The organism is Priestia taiwanensis (assembly GCF_014638355.1).
Lineage (GTDB): Bacteria > Bacillota > Bacilli > Bacillales > Bacillaceae_G > Priestia_D > Priestia_D taiwanensis.
Genome location: NZ_BMFK01000001.1, coordinates 2,307,048 through 2,329,300, shown reverse-complemented (window position 1 = coordinate 2,329,300; position 22,253 = coordinate 2,307,048). Strand labels below are relative to the sequence as shown.

The 22,253-nt window shown below is 37.9% G+C and carries 13 protein-coding genes and 2 pseudogenes; 13 read left to right on the top strand and 2 right to left on the bottom strand.

What is annotated here, in order from left to right; translation table 11 throughout:
- The first annotated feature begins 151 nt into the window (after window positions 1-151).
- From queG to IEV41_RS12025, 4 genes are all read left to right on the top strand, one after another.
- The gene (queG, locus tag IEV41_RS12040) at window positions 152-1,291 is read left to right on the top strand and encodes a tRNA epoxyqueuosine(34) reductase QueG (protein ID WP_188388610.1); all 1,140 of its coding nucleotides are present in this window, start codon (window positions 152-154) and stop codon (window positions 1,289-1,291) included.
- Window positions 1,292-1,353: 62 nt separating this feature from the next.
- Window positions 1,354-2,250: an amidase domain-containing protein gene (locus tag IEV41_RS12035; RefSeq protein WP_188388609.1), complete on the top strand. Its 897-nt coding sequence runs from the start codon at window positions 1,354-1,356 to the stop codon at window positions 2,248-2,250.
- Window positions 2,251-2,336: 86 nt separating this feature from the next.
- Window positions 2,337-2,819 carry a tRNA (uridine(34)/cytosine(34)/5-carboxymethylaminomethyluridine(34)-2'-O)-methyltransferase TrmL gene (gene trmL / locus IEV41_RS12030; protein WP_188388608.1) on the top strand — a complete coding sequence of 161 codons (483 nt, stop codon included), beginning with the start codon at window positions 2,337-2,339 and terminating at the stop codon, window positions 2,817-2,819.
- Window positions 2,820-3,141: 322 nt separating this feature from the next.
- Entirely contained in the window at window positions 3,142-5,037 is a 1,896-nt protein-coding gene (locus IEV41_RS12025; protein ID WP_188388607.1) for a PrkA family serine protein kinase, read from the top strand.
- A gap of 47 nt (window positions 5,038-5,084) precedes the next feature.
- On the opposite strand, the gene IEV41_RS12020 is transcribed toward IEV41_RS12025, so the two are convergent.
- A complete protein-coding gene (locus IEV41_RS12020) occupies window positions 5,085-6,059 on the bottom strand; it encodes a histidinol phosphate phosphatase domain-containing protein (protein WP_188388606.1) in 975 nt (324 codons plus the stop codon).
- Between the two features lie 304 nt (window positions 6,060-6,363).
- Here IEV41_RS12020 and yhbH point away from each other — a divergent pair, with 304 nt between their 5' ends.
- The 8 genes and pseudogenes from yhbH (at window position 6,364) to IEV41_RS11985 (ending at window position 16,957) form a co-directional block, all read left to right on the top strand.
- Complete coding sequence (gene yhbH / locus IEV41_RS12015; protein WP_188388605.1) at window positions 6,364-7,542, top strand: sporulation protein YhbH; 1,179 nt, start codon at window positions 6,364-6,366, stop codon at window positions 7,540-7,542.
- Window positions 7,543-7,785: 243 nt separating this feature from the next.
- On the top strand, window positions 7,786-9,027 hold the full coding sequence (locus tag IEV41_RS12010) for a glycosyltransferase family 2 protein (RefSeq protein WP_188388604.1): 1,242 nt from the start codon (window positions 7,786-7,788) through the stop codon (window positions 9,025-9,027).
- 160 nt (window positions 9,028-9,187) lie between these two features.
- Window positions 9,188-9,328: pseudogene (locus IEV41_RS20365) on the top strand (helix-turn-helix domain-containing protein); the annotation flags it as partial.
- A 494-nt stretch (window positions 9,329-9,822) separates the two neighbouring features.
- Window positions 9,823-11,220 carry a cytochrome ubiquinol oxidase subunit I gene (locus tag IEV41_RS12005; RefSeq protein ID WP_188388603.1) on the top strand — a complete coding sequence of 466 codons (1,398 nt, stop codon included), beginning with the start codon at window positions 9,823-9,825 and terminating at the stop codon, window positions 11,218-11,220.
- Complete coding sequence (cydB, locus tag IEV41_RS12000) at window positions 11,204-12,223, top strand: cytochrome d ubiquinol oxidase subunit II (RefSeq protein ID WP_188388602.1); 1,020 nt, start codon at window positions 11,204-11,206, stop codon at window positions 12,221-12,223. The genes IEV41_RS12005 and cydB overlap by 17 nt, the downstream gene beginning before the upstream one ends.
- Window positions 12,223-13,956: a thiol reductant ABC exporter subunit CydD gene (gene cydD, locus IEV41_RS11995; RefSeq protein WP_188388601.1), complete on the top strand. Its 1,734-nt coding sequence runs from the start codon at window positions 12,223-12,225 to the stop codon at window positions 13,954-13,956. The genes cydB and cydD overlap by 1 nt, the downstream gene beginning before the upstream one ends.
- Window positions 13,953-15,677, top strand: coding sequence for a thiol reductant ABC exporter subunit CydC (gene cydC, locus IEV41_RS11990; RefSeq protein WP_188388600.1), 1,725 nt, complete (start codon window positions 13,953-13,955; stop codon window positions 15,675-15,677). Before cydD ends, cydC begins: the two co-directional genes overlap by 4 nt.
- Before the next feature lie 311 nt (window positions 15,678-15,988).
- A complete protein-coding gene (locus IEV41_RS11985) occupies window positions 15,989-16,957 on the top strand; it encodes a phosphotransferase enzyme family protein (protein ID WP_188388599.1) in 969 nt (322 codons plus the stop codon).
- A gap of 49 nt (window positions 16,958-17,006) precedes the next feature.
- On the opposite strand, the gene IEV41_RS11980 is transcribed toward IEV41_RS11985, so the two are convergent.
- Window positions 17,007-20,783, bottom strand: a complete 3,777-nt coding sequence (locus tag IEV41_RS11980; protein ID WP_188388598.1) for a MucBP domain-containing protein — start codon at window positions 20,781-20,783, stop codon at window positions 17,007-17,009.
- Between the two features lie 657 nt (window positions 20,784-21,440).
- Between IEV41_RS11980 and IEV41_RS20190 the strand changes: the two are divergent.
- Window positions 21,441-22,253: pseudogene (locus IEV41_RS20190) on the top strand (hypothetical protein); the annotation flags it as partial.

Here is a 22,253-nt window from a genome sequence, read left to right as displayed (position 1 = left end):
CAAGTTTACAGCACTATATAAATTCCGTTATCAACGCAGTGTTTCGTTTCTTAGATAAACGAAGCATTGCGTTTTTTTATGTAATGAAAGAAGAGTGGGTATAAGGTCTCATAAAAGAGGCTAGTATTAGTTCCCAAAAGGGGGAATGTATATGGACATTTATGCATTACAGCAAGATATTATTAGATATAGTAAAGAAATAGGAATAGATAAAATTGGATTTACAACAGCAGATCCTTTTTCAGAATTAAAGGCAAGGTTAGTTCGCCAGCAAGAACTTGGATACAATTCAGGGTTTGAAGAACCTGATTTAGATAAACGAACAGATGCAACGTTATTATTACCGGGGGCAACGTCAATTATTTCGATTGCGCTTGCGTATCCATCTAAACTAGAAGATGCACCGAAAGGGAAAAAAGGAGAGAGACGCGGATTATTTTGTCGTTCATCATGGGGACTAGATTATCATCGCGTTTTGAAAGATCGCCTAACGAAACTAGAGGCGTATATATTGGAGATAGTACCAAATGCGACTGTCCAGTCAATGGTAGATACAGGTGCACTTTCTGACCGTGCGGTGGCGGAGCGAGCGGGTATTGGATGGAGTGGAAAGAACTGTGCAATTATTACGCCAGAGTTCGGTTCATACGTATATTTAGGGGAAATGATTACAAATATTCCTTTTATCCCAGATACGCCGATGGAAGATCAGTGTGGGACGTGTACGAAGTGCTTAGATGCGTGTCCAACAGATGCGCTTGTCGGACCAGGACAAATTGACGCAAAACGATGTATTTCGTTTTTAACACAGACGAAGGACTTTATTCCAATGGAGTTTCGTAAAAAGATTGGGAACCGTATTTATGGCTGTGATTCGTGTCAAACTTCATGTCCGGTGAATAAGGGGCATAATCATCAGATCCATAAGGAAATGGAACCAGATGCAGAAATTGCGAAGGCAGAATTGATTCCGATGTTACAGCTAAGCAACCGTGAATTTAAAGCGAAGTTTGGGCATGTATCAGGGGCATGGCGTGGTAAGAATCCGTTACAACGAAATGCAATTATCGCCCTAGCTCATTTTAAAGAAGAAGCGGCAATTCCTACATTAGTGGAATTAGTGAAGAAAGATACTCGTCCTGTTATTCGTGGAACAGCTGCGTGGGCATTAGGTGAAATAGGGAACGTAGATATGCTTTCTGTATTATATGAAGCGTTAGAGAAAGAAGAAGAGCAAGAAGTAAGAAATGAAATAGAGTATGCAATTGATGTTTTGAAGAATATAGAGTGATAATCAAAGTAAATATGTTCATATGGTAATACAAACGCCTTTTCAAAAGGAGAGTATGCTGTATGAAAGCACAAGAACTGTTGAAATTAAGTATACAGGAACGGATAAAGTGTATTATTGGAGAAGATATTACACCAACTCATCTTCCTACCGAAATTCATGAGCATATTGAGCATGTACAAGAATTGTTTCGCCAACGCTCAGCTACTATTGTGAAGTGTCATGCGAAAGGAAAAGTAGAAAGTACAATTGCATTGGAGGAACGGGAAGATATACATTATACGATTCACATGCAATACTTAATTAAACAACGTGACTTCTTTTATATACAAGAAGATGTCGAGAAGCGTTGTTGCCGTATTTGTGAGGGGAAAATAGAGCAAGATGTTCTTCTTTTCCCAGGTTTAAAAGTGGGAGAGAGTGAATCCTTACTATTTGAAGAAGAGCAAGAAGCGAGCAATCGTTTTAGTTATAATCGATTAGAAGCCGTTAAATATGCAGAGCTATGGTGGAATGATGAAAATCCAGAATATGTACATTTTAAAGAAGAAAATTGCACGAATTACATTTCACAGTGTCTACATGCTGGGGGAGCCCCAATGATGGGATATCCGAACAAAGCAAAGGGGTGGTGGATTCGTGGGAAAAACTGGAGCTATAGTTGGACATTTGCTCATGCATTGCGGTGGTATTTATCTGGAGCAAAAAGCGGCCTACGTGCGAAAAAAGTAGAAAAGCCAACAGATTTGCTTGTCGGCGATGTGATCTTTTATGATTTTGAAGGAGATGGGCATTGGGATCACAGTACAATTGTGGTGGCGAAAGATATATATGGGATGCCACTTGTAAACGCAAATACGATTAATAGTCGTTATCGATACTGGACGTATGAAGATTCACCGAGATACACGTCAAAGATTCAATACATCTTTTTTCAAATAGTTGATAGTAAAGGGTAGCATGCTATAATAGAGAAGTCATTTCAAGAAGGATAACGATGCTCGGACAGTACGTATCTGTTCGATTTTGATAAATTTAGGTAGAGGTGAAAATTGTGGGAGTTCATGTCGTATTATATCAACCAGAGATTCCAGCTAATACAGGAAATATTGCACGTACATGTGCAGCAACAGATACAACATTACATTTAATTAGGCCATTAGGTTTCTCAACAGATGATAAATATTTAAAGCGAGCAGGCTTAGATTACTGGGAATTTGTGAAGATTTTCTATTATGATTCATTAGATGAATTATTTGCGAAATATCCAGAAGGAAAGTTCTATTTAATTACGAAATTTGGAGAGAAGCCTCATACAACGTTTGACTATAGTAACAAGGAAGAAGATACATTCTTCGTATTCGGTCGTGAAACGAAAGGCTTACCAAAAGAATTAATTGAGAAGAACAAGGAAACATGCTTACGTATTCCGATGACAGAAAATGTTCGTTCATTAAACTTATCGAATACAGCTGCTATTTTAATTTATGAAGCGCTGCGCCAACAAGATTATCCAGGCTTAACGTAAAAAACAGACTAGAAATCATTCTAGTCTGTTTTTTATTTACCTTTGCTTTGGCTTATCATTGTAACCAGCAGTGAAAATTGCAGCTAAAAATGCAGCTGAAACAAGCAGAATTAATGCTAGGCTCATACATATCCCCTCACTTTTCTCCCATATGTGTACAACTATATTATAATTCATCCTGGCATTGGTGGAAAATATCATGTCTTTTTCTTACGTGAAAAGTGTATCAATATATTTCTTTATCATGTACATAGATATCTCGGCATAGATTGTAATAATCCGTATGGAAGAAGAAGGTTGAGAGAATGGGAGGTCCTACTGCATGGATATTCTTAGAAAAATCGAGGAACATCGAGAAGTCGAACAGCGCTTGAAATGGGAAGGGACATTTGCGGAGTATTTGGAGATTTTGAAAGAGAGACCAGTAGTTGCTCAAACTGCACATTCACGTATATATAGCATGATCAAAGATGCAGGAATTGAAGAGGTTGATGGGAAGAGGAAATATCAGTTCTTCAGTAATCAGTTATTCGGATTAGAAGAGGCACTAGAGCGGTTAGTGGAAGAATACTTTCATCCAGCAGCAAAGCGCTTAGACGTAAGGAAACGTATTTTATTGTTGATGGGACCTGTTAGTGGAGGGAAATCTACGCTTGTGACAATGTTAAAGCGTGGATTAGAGGCGTATTCTCATGTGGAGGATGGAGCGATTTATGCAATTAAAGGATGCCCAATGCATGAAGATCCATTGCATCTTATCCCACATCATTTGCGAAAAGATTTTTTTGATGAATATGGAATTCGCATTGAAGGAAACCTATCGCCACTTAATTTAATGCGTTTAGAGAAAGAGTATAATAACCGAATTGAAGACATGATGGTAGAACGTGTTTTCCTATCGGAAGATCGTCGTGTTGGCATTGGAACATTTAGTCCATCCGATCCGAAGTCACAAGATATTGCTGATTTAACAGGTAGCTTAGATTTTTCAACTATTGCAGAATACGGTTCAGAGTCTGATCCACGTGCGTATCGCTTTGACGGAGAGTTAAACAAAGCAAACCGTGGTATGATGGAATTCCAAGAGATGTTGAAGTGCGATGAGAAGTTTTTGTGGCACCTGTTGTCATTAACGCAAGAAGGTAACTTCAAAGCTGGAAGATTTGCGTTAATTTCAGCAGATGAATTAATTGTGGCTCATACGAACGAAACAGAGTATCGCTCCTTCATTTCGAATAAGAAAAATGAAGCATTACATTCTCGTATTATTGTAATGCCAATTCCTTATAATCTACGTGTAACAGAGGAAGAGCGCATTTATGAAAAAATGATTAAAGAAAGTGATGTTACGAATGTGCATATTGCGCCACATACATTTCGTGTAGCAGCAATGTTCACGATTTTGACTCGCTTGAAAGAACCAAAGCGTGGAGACATTGATTTAATAAAGAAATCAAGACTGTATGATGGAGAACTTGTTGAAGGATATAATGCAGTTGATATCCAAGAGCTAAAACGTGAATATCAGGATGAAGGAATGAGTGGTATTGATCCACGTTATGTCATTAATCGTATTTCTTCTACTATTATAAGAAAAGAAGTGCCATCCATTAATGCGCTTGATGTATTGCGTTCACTTAAAGATGGGCTGGATCAACATCCGTCCATTTCGAATGAAGATAGAGAGCGCTACATGAACTTTATTTCGCTTGCTAGGAAAGAGTATGATGAAATAGCGAAGAAAGAAGTACAAAAGGCATTTGTGTATTCGTATGAAGAGTCTGCGAAGACGTTGATGGATAATTACTTAGATAACGTGGAGGCATATTGCAATAAGAATAAGCTCCGTGATCCGTTAACTGGTGAAGAAATGAATCCAGATGAGAAGTTAATGCGTTCGATTGAAGAACAAATTGGTATTTCAGAGAATGCGAAAAAGGCGTTCCGTGAAGAAATTCTCATTCGTATTTCTGCTTACGCAAGGAAGGGAAAACGATTTGATTATAATTCACATGAACGTTTACGTGAGGCGATTCAGAAGAAGTTATTTGCTGACTTGAAAGATGTGGTGAAAATTACAACATCATCGAAGACACCAGATGAACATCAATTGAAGAAAATTAATGAGGTAGTGGCGCGTTTAATTGATGAATATGGATATAATTCGACTTCAGCGAATGAGTTATTACGTTATGTAGGAAGCTTGTTGAATAGATAGAAAAAAGTATGCCTACTTGTGCGAGTGGGCATACTTTTTTCTATTAGTTAAAGGTCTTTCATGATACGCTTCCGGTTATGAAAGGTTGCGATTTGGTTTATTCCGTGTGTACGAAGCATACGTGTATTCTGCTCAACATAGTTGCCTAGGTCATCCGGAAAATGAGCATCAGAAGAAGTGGTAAACGCTACACCATATTCAGTTAATAGTTGAAGGAATGTCAGGCTAGGACACATTTCTTGGACAGGATAACGATAATATAACCCAGCATTAATTTCTGTCGCTGTATTTGTTTCTTTTAATGCCTTTGCGATACGCCCATACAATGGAAGTAGCGTTGTCTCATCTGGACGATAGTTAAAGCATTTCATATTATCCAAATGGGCTACAAAGTCAAATAGGTTGCTTCGTATAGCTTTCTCTACAACATGGAAGAATTGTTCATACAGTGTAGGCAAATGAAGGGATTCAAACATATGCTGTGTATCAGGATTATCAAATCCCCAGCCGTCTAGAAAGTGAACAGATCCAATAACATAATCCCATGGGTGATTAGAGAGAAGAGAGGCGAGTTCTTTTTCGCCACCTAGGAAATAGTCTGCTTCAATTCCGAGGCGGAGTGTGATTCCTTCCTGGGCGAAGCGTTTTTTTGCTTCTGTTATTGATTGAACAAAGTGATCCATTGATTCGGTCATTACCTTGTCTAACCACGTTCGTTGTAGTTCTCCAACAGTTGTGTGACTAAGGTCTATATATCGTTCGAAATAAGCCCGTGTTTCTTTAAAACGGTATAAGTGATCAACAATGCCTATTTCTGTTAAGCCTTTATCTTTTGCTGTTTGTAAGTATAAATCCAACCAAGTTGTGCTGTATTCGCCTTCCTTCATTCGCTGATAGAAGGTTGTTTGTGTCCAATTAGATGTGTGTTGCGGTGCAAAGTGTGTAATAGCTTTATATGTACGATCAACCCATCTTTGTGAATAAGGCCCTTCTTCGAGATGGATATGGTAGTCGACTTTCATTTTTGTTCCTCCCTGTCTTCATATTTCTTTGTATCATTCGAGCATAAAAGAGAAAGTCCTGCATATATACAAGAAACTTGTCCAGTTTTGAAAAATTATGTCTTCCGCAATGAAATTTAGTTGTCAATTATTCTTCTAGCTTGCATATGATAGAGTAACCAACCACAAAAGGATAAAAAAGTGATTTAAACCGACACAATATTATATGCATGATGAGATAAATTAGTGCTATGTATATACAAATAATGTGTTAGAACGTGATATCTGGCATGTTGATTATGTGAACAAAAAGGAGGGAAATAGTATGAGTGAGGAAAATCAGCTAAACTATACGATTGCCAGAGAAGATTGGTCCTTACATCGAAAAGGGCACGATGATCAACAACGACATCAAGAGAAAGTACAAGAAGCTATTAAGAATAACTTGGCAGACTTAATTACAGAAGAGAGTATTATTATGTCTAATGGAAAAGATATGGTGAAAATCCCAATCCGTTCATTAGATGAGTACAAAATTCGTTATAACTATGATAAAAATAAACATGTCGGCCAAGGAAATGGTGATAGCAAAGTTGGAGATGTTGTAGCAAGAGATGGCTCAGGGAAACCACAAGGACAACAAGGATCTGGTAAAGGGCAAGGAGCTGGTGACCAAGCTGGTGAAGATTATTATGAAGCAGAAGTATCATTGCTTGAATTAGAACAAGCATTATTTAAAGAGTTAGAATTACCGAATTTAGTAAGAAAAGAGCAAGACGAGAACCGATTAGAAGATATCGAATTCAACGATATCAGGAAAACAGGACTAATGGGTAATATTGATAAGAAGCGAACGATGATCTCTGCGTACAAACGGAATGCAATGAGCGGGAATCCAAGTTTTCATCCGATTTTTCAAGAGGATCTGAAGTTCCGAACATGGAATGAAGTGTTGAAACCAGAATCAAAAGCGGTTGTATTAGCGATGATGGATACGAGTGGCTCAATGGGGATATGGGAGAAGTATATGGCCCGTAGCTTTTTCTTTTGGATGGCGCGTTTTTTACGTACAAAGTATGAAACGGTAGATATTGAATTTATTGCGCATCATACAGAAGCAAAAGTTGTGACAGAAGAAGAATTCTTTTCAAAAGGAGAGAGCGGCGGAACAATTTGTTCCTCGGCTTATCGCAAGTCCCTTGAATTAATTGAAACGAAGTATGCACCGTCACGTTATAATATTTATCCATTCCATTTCTCAGATGGCGATAATTTAACATCTGATAATGCAAGGTGTGTCAAGCTTGTAAGTGAATTAATGAAGGTATCGAATATGTTTGGATATGGAGAAGTAAATCAATATAACCGCCATAGCACCCTTATGTCGGCATATAAAAACGTTCAAGATGATAAATTCCGTTATTATATTTTGAAGCAGAAAGCAGATGTCTTTAATGCAATGAAGAGTTTCTTTCGAGCAGAAGTAGAGGAGAAGATGGCTTGAAATTATATGAACAAAGAAGCAAAAGTAGTTAGTACATATAGTCTAGCTACTTTTTGTATTTTTATTCGGTTTTAGTCTTTTTTGTACCTTACATAAATTGTCATCAGGGATAACAGAAAGAAAAATTGTTTTTTTTTTGAAAACCGTGTATATTATTAATGTGTGTAAAGAGCTTCTATTATTTAATGTAAAGAGGCGTGTAATATTTTAAGATAAGCACTTAGAAGGAGAGAATAAAATCAAATGACAGTTTATGGCGTTGTAAATGGTATATTATTAGCTGTCCAATGTTTCTTACTATTTTATTGGATATACTATTTATTTGTAAGTATGTTTGGTTTTGGAGCAGCAAAACGACAAAAAGAACACAATCCGCAAAAACGTTTCTTAATTATGATTCCTGCTCATAATGAAGAGAATGTTATTGGACAATTAGTTAAAAATTGCCAACAGTTGGAATATCCAAAAGAGTTATATGATATTTGTGTTATTGCAGATAACTGTACAGATGATACAAGTTCAATCGCTAGAGAATTAGGCGCGCATGTTATTGAACATACGTCTCCTAAGGATGAACCAAAAGGAAAACCTTATGGAATTCGTTATGCAACAGAGCAGTATGGTGATCGCTTACAAGAAGATTACGATGGAATTGTTTTCTTCGATGCAGATAACTTAGTTAGTTTAAACTTCTTACAAGAAATGAATAATCATTTATGTAATGGTGATCGTCTTGTACAGGCTTATTTAGATAGTAAAAACCCAGATGATAACTTAATTTCACTTGGATACGCTTCAAGTTATTATTTCATGAATCGTTCATGGCAGTTAGCTAAGTCCCGTATTGGACTTGGAAATGCGATTGGTGGAACAGGATTCTGTGTATGTACAAAGTTATTTAAAGAAGTTGGTTGGACTGCACGTAGTTTGACAGAAGATTTAGAATTTACGATGCAATGTTTATTAAAAGGTGTACCAGCTAAATGGAATCACTTTGCACGTGTGTATGATGAAAAGCCATCTGAATTCAAGGCAAGTGTTATTCAGCGTTTACGTTGGGCACGTGGTCACTGGGATGTAGCATCTAAGTATACATTCAAATTATTAGGTCGTGCTATTACAAAAGGTGATGTTAAGGCTTTAGATGGTGCTATTTACTTATTTAATCCAGGGAAAATTGTTTTAAATGCGCTAACAACAATTATTGTAACAGTTGCATTAGTAACGGGCGAGAAGTTCTATAGCCTTGCATTCCCATGGCAAGTATGGATAGGGATGATCCTATTCCAATTAGTATATATTCTTTATACTAGAGTAATAGATACAAATCAAAAGATTAATGTCTTTAAAATGTTTATCAGTATGATCTTCTTTAATCTTGTGTATATTCCATTATTCTTCTGGTCGTTAATTACGATGAAAGATAAAACATGGAAACGTACAGAGCATACAAGAGCCATCGATATTCAAGATTTAGGGAAATAAAAATAGTAAAACAGCAGATGAGCTTATAAACTGCACCTCAATAGTTAGACAAAAATCTAACTATTGAGGTGCTTCTTTATGCCAAAATACACAATTGAGTTCAAATTAAAGACAATTGGTCATTATTTACAAAAAAATGTAGTAAAAAAGCCTTGTTAGAGAATTCAATGTTTCTAGAAGTAAAGTCCAAAAATGGATTGCTTTATATGAAAATCAAGGTAAGATAGGCTTAGTTTGTACCTATACAAACTATACGGAAGGATTTAAACTAGACGTACTAAACTTTATGATTGGAAAGGGTACTTTTCATAATAATGTTCTTCATTCACAAAGTAGTTTGATTTAGTTCTAATTATTTTTTTTATAAAATAAAATGTGATTAATTGAACTTATTTGTCGATAAAATATCATATTTCTAGAGGACGTTATCTATAAAGGTGTCATACCTTAGATTAAGGGAGAGTACCTGTTTTTTGTGTAGGTGAGATAGAAATATCCAGTTATAGTTAATTTTGTGTACAGAAAATGACAAATGACATATTTTAGACATAATTCTGTTGAAATTCTGTCGATAATTTAGTGTATTTAGTATATAAATATATTATACAATTTGATTATTAATATAAACACTGCATGTATGGTGAAAAGGAGTGTCTTTTTTACTTAGCCATTCTGATAAGGTTAGATTTGCAATTATGATGTACGTATCTAGTATCGAAACAAAATGGTCTAGCGCATTAAAGCGTATTAATGATTTTTATGTATGTTAAAAATGTAACAAGGAGTGATTAAACAATGGATCCGTTAATGTTAGCACGAATTCAATTCGCATCAACGACAATTTTCCACTATTTATTCGTACCGCTGTCGATTGGTCTAGCGTTCCTTCTTGCGGTTATGCAAACAATGTATGTCGTAAAAGGAAAAGAAGTATATAAGAAATTAGTGCATTTTTGGTCGCATTTATTCTTAGTTAACTTTGCCATTGGTATTGTAACTGGTATTCTTCAAGAATTCCAGTTTGGTATGAACTGGTCAGATTATTCACGATTCGTAGGGGATGTATTTGGACCTTCTCTTGCGATTGAAGGTTTATTAGCATTCTTTATGGAGTCTACATTTATTGGACTTTGGGTATTTGGTTGGGATCGATTACCGAAGAAAATCCATTTACTATGTATTTGGTTAGTATCTATCGGAACAATGTTCTCAGCATTCTGGATTTTAACAGCAAGTGCCTTCATGCATGCGCCGGTAGGATATGAGTTCGTTGATGGTCGCGCGCAAATGAACGACTTCTGGGCGATTATTACGAACCCACAATTATGGGTACAATTCCCGCATACAATTTTTGCGGCATTATCAACAGGTGCATTCTTCGTAGCTGGTGTTAGTGCGTGGAAGATTTTCAGAAATCAAGAAACAGAGATGTTCAAGAAATCATTCCGTGTGTCTATCATTGTTGCGACAGTGACAACGTTTGTTGTTCTTATGTTTGGTCATGCACAAGCGCAACACGTATTAAAGAATCAGCCGATGAAATTAGCGGCAGCAGAAGCATTATGGCATAACAGTGCGGACCCTGCACCGTTCACATTAGTTGCAAAAATCGATGAAGAAAATAAAGAGAATGATTTTGAAATTCAAATTCCATACTTATTAAGTTTCTTATCGTATAACAAGTTTAGTGGTCAAGTAGAGGGTATCAACGAACTTCAAGCAAAATATGAAGAGAAGTATGGTCCTGGAGACTACATTCCACCAGTAAAAACAATTTTCTGGAGCTTCCGTATCATGGTTGGTGCTGGTTCACTTATGTTCTTATTAGGATTAGTTGGCTGGTTCTTATCAAGAAAAGACAAGTTATCAGAAAACAAATGGTTCTTAAAAGTAATGACATTTGCTATTTCTCTTCCGTTTCTTGGTAATACATTCGGTTGGATTATGACAGAAATGGGTCGTCAACCGTGGGTAGTATTTGAGGTTATGAAAACAGAAGATGCGATTTCACCGAACGTATCTGCGAATGAAGTATTATTCTCTGTAATAGCATTCTCAACAATTTATGCTATTTTAGCAGGAATTTGTGCATACTTATTTGTGAAAATGATTCGTGAGCACGAGAACACGATTACATTACCGAACACGGTAAATACTCCGTTGAAGAAGGAGGAGAATGAAGTTGTCTCTTAATGAGTTTTGGTTTCTATTAATTGCAATCTTATTTATAGGCTTCTTCGTATTAGAAGGTTTTGATTTTGGTGTAGGGATGGCTTCTAAATTTCTAGCACGAAATAATTTAGAGAGTCGTATTTACCTTAATACAATTGGACCTTTCTGGGATGCGAATGAAGTATGGCTTATTACTGCTGGTGGTGCAATGTTCGCAGCATTCCCACACTGGTATGCAACTTTATTTAGCGGATTCTACATTCCGTTTGTATTCATGTTATTAGCGTTAATTCTACGCGGTGTAGCATTTGAGTTCCGCGGCAAAGTAGAGGATATGCGTTGGAAGAACTGGTGGGATACAGCAATCTTTATCGGTAGTTCCGTAACACCACTTCTATGGGGAGTTGCTCTTGCAAACTTCATGACAGGTGTGAAAATTGATGCAGATAAAAACATGGTTGGCAGTTTCTTAGAGTTATTACATCCATTTGCATTAGTAAGTGGTGTGATGTTCGTCTTACTATGTCTTGTTCACGGTCTTCAGTTCATTACAATTCGTACATTAGATGAGCCACAAGAACGTGCACGTGCATTTGGTAAAAAAGTTGGACCTATTGCGTTACTATTCTTACTTGCATTTGTTGTAATGGGTGCAATACAAACAGATATTTTTACAACGCATGGTGATGCATGGTTGGCGTTACCAATCTTAGGTTGTGTAGCATTACTTGCATCAATCATTTTAAATGTGAAAAAGCGTGACGGCTGGGCATTCTTTATGACGTCGTTAACAATTATTTTCATCTCAGCAAGCGTATTTATCGGTATGTTCCCACGTGTGATGATTAGTACATTAGGCGCGGCATACGATCTAACAATTTACAATGCGGCTTCAGGAGAATACACATTACGATTAATGAGTTACTTCTCGATTGGATTATTACCATTCGTATTAGGCTACCAAATCTGGAGTTACTATGTATTTAGAAGACGCGTAAGTCCGAAGGATCACTTGGAGTACTAATGGCAGGTAAAAGAGGTCTCCCATCGTACCCAGGTAGCCGATCCTTATATATAACATTAAGCTTCCTTATTCTACTGGAATCATTCACTATTGTAGGGCAAGCGATATTTCTTGCAAGAGCCATTACCTTCTTATTTGAAGGTATGGCTGTGCAAGAAGTGTTTATCGAAGTTATATGGTTTTTCATTATTTTCTTAGCACGTCACTTACTTGCACATATTCAACAAATGTTTGTTGAACGCTTTGCCGAACGCACTGGAAAAGCATTACGTGAGCAGGTAGTACGTGCATATTTTCAATTAGGACCAAAGTTCATTCAAACGAATGGAACAGGACGGCTAGTAACACTAGCTGTTGAAGGAATCGAAAAGCTAAAAACATTTATAGAACTCACAATACCTCGAATGATCAGATGTTTCATCGTACCGTTCGTGGTTGTTTTATATGTATTTACAGAAGATATTTCATCAGCGGTTATTCTTATTGTTACAATCCCACTTATTATTGTCTTTATGATCTTACTAGGTTTAGCTGCTAAGAAGATGGCAGATAGTCAATATGCAACGTATCGTGTGTTGTCAAATTCATTTCTCGATACGCTAAAGGGACTTGAGACATTGAAGTACCTAGGAAAGAGTCGCAAACATGAGAAGAAAATTGAGCATGTAAGTGAAAACTACCGAAAAGCAACGATGAAAACATTACGCGTTGCATTCTCGTCTTCTTTTGCAATGGATTTCTTTACGAGCCTGTCAATTGCATTTGTAGCAGTTGGACTCGGCCTGCGTCTCATCGACGGAGAAATTTTCCTATTACCTGCTTTAACGATTTTAATTTTGGCTCCTGAATATTTCTTACCATTACGTCAAGTTGGTGCGAACTATCATGCGACGTTAGATGGTCGAATTGCGATGGAAGAAATTGAAGAAGTAGTAAAGCAGCAACAAAAAATGCCGCTTCCAAATATGGATGCACGTATTAAATGGACGGAAGACAGTGTTATTACTCTAAACAATGTAGCATTCCAGCATCCAAATACGGAAAATGCGGTGTTATCGAACCTTTCTTTCTCGTGGGAAGGAACAGGTCTTATTGGATTAATTGGTGCAAGTGGTGCCGGTAAATCTACACTTATTGATGTATTAGCAGGTTTCTTACAGCCAACGGAAGGAACAGTTACAGTTGATGGAAGTAACACAACGTCGTTAGCTCGTGAGGACTGGAAACGAAACATCGCGTATATTCCACAAAGTCCATATGTATTCCCTGTTTCTCTTCTAGATAACATCCGCTTCTATGAGCCGGATGCAACAGAAGGAGAAGTAGAGAAAGTAGTAGATGAAGTAGGGCTTCGTTCCCTTGTTTCTCAATTACAAAATGGCATTCATGAATGTATTGGTGAAGGTGGTCGCATGTTAAGTGGTGGGCAAGAACAACGTGTTGCAATTGCTCGTGCACTGTTAAGCAAACGCCCTATCATTTTATTAGATGAACCAACAGCGCATCTCGATGTGGAAACAGAATTTGAGATGAAGCCAGCGATGTTACATCTGTTCAAAGATAAGCTAGTGTTTTTAGCAACACATCGTCTGCACTGGACGAAACAAATGGATCACATCCTTGTATTAGAAGATGGAAAAGTTGTACAACAAGGCAAGCATGAAGCGCTAATGACAGATGAGCAAGGTGTGTATCGTATGTTAGCACATATGACGACAGGAGGAAGAGTATGAACGGAAGAGAATGGGTGCAACCTCACCTGAAACAACAGAAGAAGCTCATGCTCGTAACAGTCCTACTAGGCTTAATTGGTGTTACATGTGCGGCGATGCTTATGTTCATGTCTGGTTACTTAATTTCTAAATCAGCGCTTCAGCCTTATAATGTCATGGCTGTATACGTACCAATTGTTGCGACGCGTGCTTTTAGTATTGGTTCGGCAGTATTTCTTTATTTAGAACGATTAGTTGGTCATGATGTTGTTCTTCGTATTTTAGCGAATATGCGTACGAAATTATATCGTGTATTAGAGCCACAGGCGCTCTTCATTCGCTCTCGCTTCCAATCTGGAGATATTCTTGGCTTACTATCAGAAGATATTGAGCACTTACAAAACTTATACTTACGAACGATTTTCCCAAGTATCCTAGCTGTATTTGTATATAGCGGATTTATCATTACAATTGGTGCATTTGATGTACCGTTTGCGCTTATGATGGCACTTCTGTTAGGGGTCATCGTATTTCTTATTCCATTTGTATCGTTGCTTATTATCCAAAAGCAACATATTCAACTGCGACAAAAGCGTAATACGTTGTATCAGAAGCTAACAGATACAGTGTTCGGATTAACAGACTGGCAAGCTAGTGGACGTACAACAGAATTTCTTACAAACTTCATGAAGGATGAAGAAGATTTAGTAACAATGGAAAGAAGAATAAAGAGATGGCATCATATTCGCGATGCTTTTATTCACCTTGTTGTCGGTATTACGATGGTATCAATGATTATTTGGACAGGGGAGCAAGCGGATGTTGGCAATATTACAATAACAGTTATTGCAGCATTTGTCTTAATGACGTTATCTATTACAGCGTCATTAGCACCTGTATCAGATGCAATTGAGCGTATTCCATCTTACAAAGATTCGATAGTACGTTTAACGAGTGTAGAAGTAGAGAAGGAAATGATATCAGTACAGGACGATGAGCAGAAGAAAGAAGTTGCGGGTTCAGCTACGATTCATTTTGATTCAGTATCCTATCGTTATTCAGAAGCGAGTAAATGGACAATTAATGATGTATCATTAACGATTCCGATAGGGAAAAAAGTAGCGATTCTAGGCAAAAGCGGTGTTGGAAAATCAACGTTATTGAAGCTATTAACTGGAGCGGTACAACCGGTAAAAGGTGAAATTTTGCTGAATGATGAACAAGCGCATTTGGACAATTTATCGACGTATTTATCAGTCTTGAATCAAAAACCACACTTGTTTGATATGACAGTGGGGGATAATATTCGCCTTGGACGAGAAGATGCAGAGGATGAAGCAGTATGGCGTGCATTAGATCAAGCGCAAATTACATCTCTAATTGAATCTCTTCCAGAAGGATTAGATACACCGATGCATGAGATGGGAAAGCGTTTCTCAGGCGGAGAACGTCAGCGTATCGCATTCGCGCGTGTTCTTCTTCAAGACACACCAATTATTGTACTAGATGAACCGACAATCGGATTAGACCCGAAGACGGAACATGAGTTATTACACACAATGTTTCAAGCAGCAGAAGATAAGACGATTATTTGGGTAACACATCATCTGGCGGGAATCGAGCAGATGGATGAGATTATTTTCCTTGAGAACGGCCGCATTGCGATGCAAGGAAGCCACGAGGAACTTCTTCGCACAAATAAGAAATATCGTCAGTTATATGAAATGGATAAAGGTATTTAAGAGAGACTCATGTAGGATTTTTCCTGCATGAGTTTTTTAGTTTACTGCATCCATTCCTAGTTCTTCTGCAACTTGTGTTCCTTCTACGACTACTTCTACTAACCCGATGATAATATTTACGATGTTTTTCATGTTTATTTCCTCCTTAAGTGAATGTATTTTTCTGTTCTCTTTGTTGATTTCATTGTACGACAAACAAAGGTGACAAACGATCGAATTACCTAACAGGAACATGACAGTTTTGTAAGGAGCAGGAAAGAAAGTGTAATTTGTCGAATGTCTATCTTTAATTGTAGAAAGGATGAGTATATATGGAACAAGCTGTAGAAAAAGTATTTACAAGTGATATTGTTCAAGTTGGGGCAGAGAAGTTTGGGGTTATAGTGGATGAGAAGCGCTTAGGGGAGTTTGAAAATTATTTGTACCGTGCAACGACAAAGAGTGGAGATGAAAGAGTATTACGGTTCACTCATTCTTCGCACCGGATGTATGAACAAGTACAGGCAGAATTAGATTTTCTTAATTATGTGGCAGATAGAGGAGCTAATGTTGCGAAGCCGTATCATTCCCTAGAAAATAATTTTGTAGAAGTATGTCGTACAGAAGATGGAACGTACTTCTATTGTTCGCTGTTTGAATTTGCAAAAGGAAGCCACGTTAAAATAGATGACGTATCGATTTGGAATGATACGCTATTTTATGAGTGGGGGAGAACACTCGGGAAATTGCACCGATTAGCAATGGATTATCCGCATACTGAACATCGTGTCACATGGGAAGAAGATGAATTAGCGGTAATCCAGGGCATTCAGGATAAAGAGGTATATGCAACTGGGATGGAATTAATAGGAAAAATCAAGAAACTTCCAATAGAAAAAGGCTCATTTGGTTTAATTCATAGTGATGTTCATTATCATAATTTTTTCTATGAAGAGGGGCGTATAACGGTTTTTGATTTTGATGATGCGATGTATAACTATTTCATTCACGATATTGCAATTGTTTTATATTACTCACTTGTATATTGGGAAGGAACAGAGGAAGAAAAAGCATTATTTACTCGTCATCAGTTAGATGTAGTGAGAAAAGGGTATGAAGAGGAGAACCATCTAGATGAGAAGTGGTACGAGACATTGCCATTATTTATGCGATTACGGGACGTGACGCTATACGCAGTACTATTGAAAAAGTTTGATGATGATTTGCCAGAACGTGCAGAAAAATTAGTTAGTGCTTTATATAAAAGAATTATTGCAAGGAAGCCAATTGTGGATGTATAAATAAAAAATGAGGTATTCAGCCATATGACTGAATACCTCATTTTTTATTTTATTTATTGCGTACATTTCTCATTCGGAAGAATAGGAACATCGCTGTCATTACAAGTGCAGCTCCAATGAGAGGTAAGCGAGGCTGCTCTTCTCCGGTTTGAGGAAGTTTCTCCTCTGGTTTCTCAGGCTTTTCTTTTTCACCACCTGGTTCTATCGGTTCTTTCTTCGTTGGTTTGTAAATATACGTCACAATAAATTCGCCATCGATAAATTCGCCTTCAGGTTGCCCTTCGATCTTGATGAATTCATAACCATCGAATTCTTGTTTGTCTGTCGTATATTTATCGCCAATATTACCAGTTAGATGAATATCATCATGTAATTTGTTACCGTCTGTGTCGACGTACTTCACGATGACTGTACCTTTTTTCTTCTCTTTCTTATAGATGAATGTATGTTCTTGGTCAGGATTTTCTTTCGTTAAGTTGAAAGTATATTCCTTCTCGTTGATGAGTGTGTATCCATTTATTGTTGGTGCAATTTCTGTATACTTGTCAAGCGGTAAGTCTTTTTTTACGAGTGTTTCTTTCAATATGTTGCCATCTTCATCTACATATTTGACTGTAATAGAGCCTTTCTCTATTATTTCTGTGGAAGATTTTTTTTCATAAATATACGTTACAATTAGCATACCATCGATAAATTGCCCTTCTCGTTCACCAGCGACGTCTGTTAATACGTATTGTGGGAACTGTTTCTCCTCTGTTTTATATGGAGAACCAACATCGCCAGTTAGGTGAATATCCTTGTGCAATTCATTGCCATCTTTGTCGATGTATCTGACGATAACGGTGCCTTTTTTCTTCTTGTAAATGAAAGTATGTTTTTGATCAGGTTTTTTCTTCGTTAAATGGAACGTATGAGAACTTTCACTGACAAGTTCATATCCTTCAATTGTTGGAGCAGTTTCTGTGTATTCGCCAAGAGGTAAGTCTTTCTTCACGAGTGATTCTTTTAATGTATTGCCGTCTTCATCCTCGTACTTAACAGTGATAGAGCCTTTGATAACTTTCTTGTAAATATACGTCACATTAATATTGCCATCGGTGAAAGTGCCTTCGGTAGGCCCCACAACTTTGACGAATTCATAGCCGTCAAACTCTTTCTTTTCAGTCGTGTAAGGATCGCCTTCATTGCCAGTTAATATAACGTTTTCTGTTAGAGGATTGCCGTCTTCATCGATGTATTTAACTGTAACGGTCCCTTTCTTTTGTATTTTCTTGTAGATGAAAGTGTGTTCTTGATCAGGATTATCTTTCGTTAAGTTGAAAGTATGTTCCTTTTCATTTACGAGTTCGTATCCCTCGATAGCTGGAGCAGTTTCTGTGTATTCACCAAGAGATAAGTCCTTTTTCACAAGAGTATCTTTTAGCGTATTGCCGTCTGTGTCTTCGTACTTCACGGTGATAGAGCCTTTAATAATTTTCTTATAAATATAGATAACATCAATATTACCGTCGGTGAAAGTGCCTTCGACCGGTCCCTCAACTTTGACGAATTCGTAGCCATCAAACTCTTTCTTTTCAGTCGTGTAAGGATCGCCTTCATTACCAGTTAACACAACGTTTTCTGATAGAGGATTGCCATCTTCATCGATATATTTAACTGTAACAGTACCTTTTTTCGGTATCTTCTTGTAGATGAAAGTGTGTTCTTGGTCAGGATTTCCCTTCGTTAAATGGAACGTATGAGAACCTTCATTCACAAGTTCATATCCTTCAATGGCTGGAGCTTTTTCTGTGTACTCGCCAAGAGGTAGGTCTTTTTTTACAAGCGTTTCTTTTAAAGTTTGACCGTCTTCATCTTTATAGTGGACGGTGATAGAGCCTTTAATAATTTTTTCATAAATATACGTAACGACTATTTCGCCATCGATAAATGTTCCTTCAGAAGGCCCCTCGACTTTGACGAATTCGTAACCATCAAATTCTTTTTTCTCTGTTTTGTAAGGATTGCCAACGTCACCTGTGAGTGTAATGTCTTCAGTTAGTTTCTTTCCTTCTTTATCGATATATTTGACAATGACAGTTCCTTTTTTCTTTTTGTAGATGAAAGTATGCTCTTGGTCAGGATTTTTTTTCGTTAGCTTGAACGTATGAGAACTTTCATTCACAAGTTCATATCCTTCAATGGCCGGAGCTTTTTCCGTATACTCACCGAGAGGAAGATCTTTCTTTATGAGAGGCTCTTTTAAAGTTTTACCACTCTCATCTTCATATTTGACGGTGATAGACCCTTTAATGATTTTTTCGTAAATATATGTGACGACTATTTCGCCATCGATAAATGTGCCTTCAGGAGGCCCTTCGACTTTGACGAACTCATAACCATCAAATTCTTTTTGTTCTGTTTTGTAAGGAGAACCAACGTCACCAGTAAGCACAACGTCCTCGGTTAGTTTATTGTCATCTGTATCGATGTACTTCACAATCACAGTGCCTTTTTTCGGTATTTTTTTATATACGAAGGTGTGCTCTTGATGCGGATTGTCTCTTGTTAAGTTGAATGTATGAGAGCTTTCACCAATTACTGTATAGCCTTCAATATCTGGAGCATTTTCTGTATATTTACCAAGAGGTAAGTCTTTCTTGACGAGCGTTTCTTTTAAGGTATTTCCTTCCTCGTCTACGTATTTAACAGTGATGGAACCACGCATACACTCACCTGATAATGTTGCTTGTACAGGTGGGAAATTAAGTGTTGTATCTCCGTATTGTAAAATGGACTGCGTTGTTGTTGGATAGGTCCCTGGTGGTGTTTCTGGCGATTTTCGTTTTAGTTTGTACGTGAACTTATACGTTGCTTTTTCTATGTCTGCTATATCCCATACTAGTGTATTTCCCTTTACAGTCGGTTTGTTATCACCCGTGAATGAACCAGGAACAATAGTAAACTCATCTGCAATTTTTTCAGTAATTTGAAATGTACTAGGTTTAATTTGTTGTTGAATTTCTTTGAAAATGGTTTCTAAGTCCCCAAAGTTCTCGGTTGTATAGAAATAATCTGAACCAGAGGAAGCGCGTTTTAGTAAATTAATGCTTGTTTCTTTTTCTCGTTCGTCTGATGTATTAGCGATATACACAACTAATAGTTTGTAACCAGCATTTTTGATACGTGCTGCTTGTTCAATTGTTTGAGTAGCTGCCTCATCCCATTTAACATAGCCAGCTAAATTCACGTTTGGTTGGCCATCTGTAATGAGCACCATTAGTTTTTCTGCATCGTTTCTTTTTTTGCTTTCCATCTCTTCTAATGCAAGCTTTAATCCACTAGCTGTTGGAGTTGAACCACCGTTGCGCAAAGAATTAATTGCTTGCTTTGCTTTTTCTAATTGATTGTTGAGTGGGTGGATAACTTTTACATTATAGAATGGATTTGTACTTGGCTTTTCTTTGGTTCCTTTGTCGCCTTGATACATAGTGGCACTTACTCGGTCGTAAGTGGGATCTAAGTGTCCGACCAATTTTTTTGCTACATCCTTTACCATTTGCCAGTTTTGCGGTGCGCGTTCCCAACGACCTTTTGCTTTGTTAAAGTAGTTTGACATTGAACCAGATGCATCAATAATTAGCCCTAAGTCTATTTTTTTTTGTGTATCTTTTTGGGTTACTTGCAGTATTGTTTCAAACTCTTCTTTACATTCATCTGTTGAGGTCGGTTTAATTTCCTTATGTAAAGTGAAATGTTCATCTTCCGTTGCTGCGAAGGTAATGGTAGGTATGGAAGAGGTAAAAGAGAATGTAACAAGTAATAACCACGTGAAAAGTTTTTTCATGGAAACACCTACTTTCTTCAATTATTTGTGAAGTATTACCTTTTTGTAGTGTTAGTTTCATCACAGAGGTTATGCATGATAGGGAGAAAAAACTATTTAAAATATGTAGAAAAGAAAAAATCCATTTATAGAAAGATTTTACGAACAGACTTTGAGCGTATTTTATATTTTATTTGTTTTTTATTTTTCTAGTGGGGAGGATGTGAAGGAAGAAAATAGTTATTAATATTACTCTGATGAAAGGGAAAGAATGTTGTTGTTGGGTTATTTGAGGTGATTTTTTTCCTGTTTATGATGAAGGTGTGTTATTGGTTAGGATTTTTTTGTTAAATTGAAAGTATGTTCTTCTTTAATAAAAAAATATTTTTTGTTAGAAGAGCCTTTTGATTAATTAGTGATAGATGATAAAGGAAAAAGCTGAAACAATTGTTTTAGCTTTTTTCTATGGCCATGCTTCTCCTTTCTTTTTGATTGCATTTATTAGTTATAGAAAAGAAGGGGAGGTGTGAAATGGAATTTTATTCATATGAAGATGATGGGAAGAAAGGTAATGATTCTTCTTGTAATCCTTGTTCACCTTCATTTATTCACAAATGCTCTAAATGTTTAAAAAAATCTAAGTGCTCAAAGTGTTTGAAATGTTGGAGGTGTCATAAAGGACCGACAGGTCCACCGGGTCCACCCGGTCCGACTGGTCCATCAGGAGCAGTGGGTCTAGCAGGTCCAACAGGTCCGTCGGGTGTAGCTGGTGCAGCAGGCCTACCAGGTCCACCCGGTCCACCGGGTCCGACTGGTCCGGCAGGTCCACCAGGCCCACCGGGTCCAACAGGTCGAACAGGAGCCACAGGAGCAACGGGAGCGACAGGATTAACGGGAGCCACAGGAGCGACAGGAGCAACGGGAGCGACAGGATTAACGGGAGCGACAGGAGCAATGGGAGCGACAGGTCGAACAGGAGCGACAGGAGCAACGGGAGCGACAGGAGCGACAGGAGCAACGGGAGCGACAGGATTAACGGGAGCGACAGGAGCAATGGGAGCGACAGGATTAACGGGAGCCACAGGAGCAACGGGAGCGACAGGTCGAACAGGAGCCACAGGAGCAACGGGAGCGACAGGATTAACGGGAGCCACAGGTTCAACAGGAGCAACCGGAGCAACCGGAGTAACAGGAGTAACAGGAGCGACGGGAGCCACAGGTTCAACAGGAGCGACGGGAGCCACAGGTGACACAGGAGCAACAGGTTCAACAGGAGCGACGGGTGCAACCGGCTCAACAGGAGCGACAGGTTCAACAGGAGCAACAGGTTCAACAGGAGCAACAGGAGCAACAGGAGCAACAGGTGACACAGGAGCAACAGGTTCAACAGGAGCGACGGGTGCAACCGGCTCAACAGGAGCGACAGGTTCAACAGGAGCCACAGGTTCAACAGGAGCAACAGGAGAAACGGGAGCCACAGGTTCAACAGGA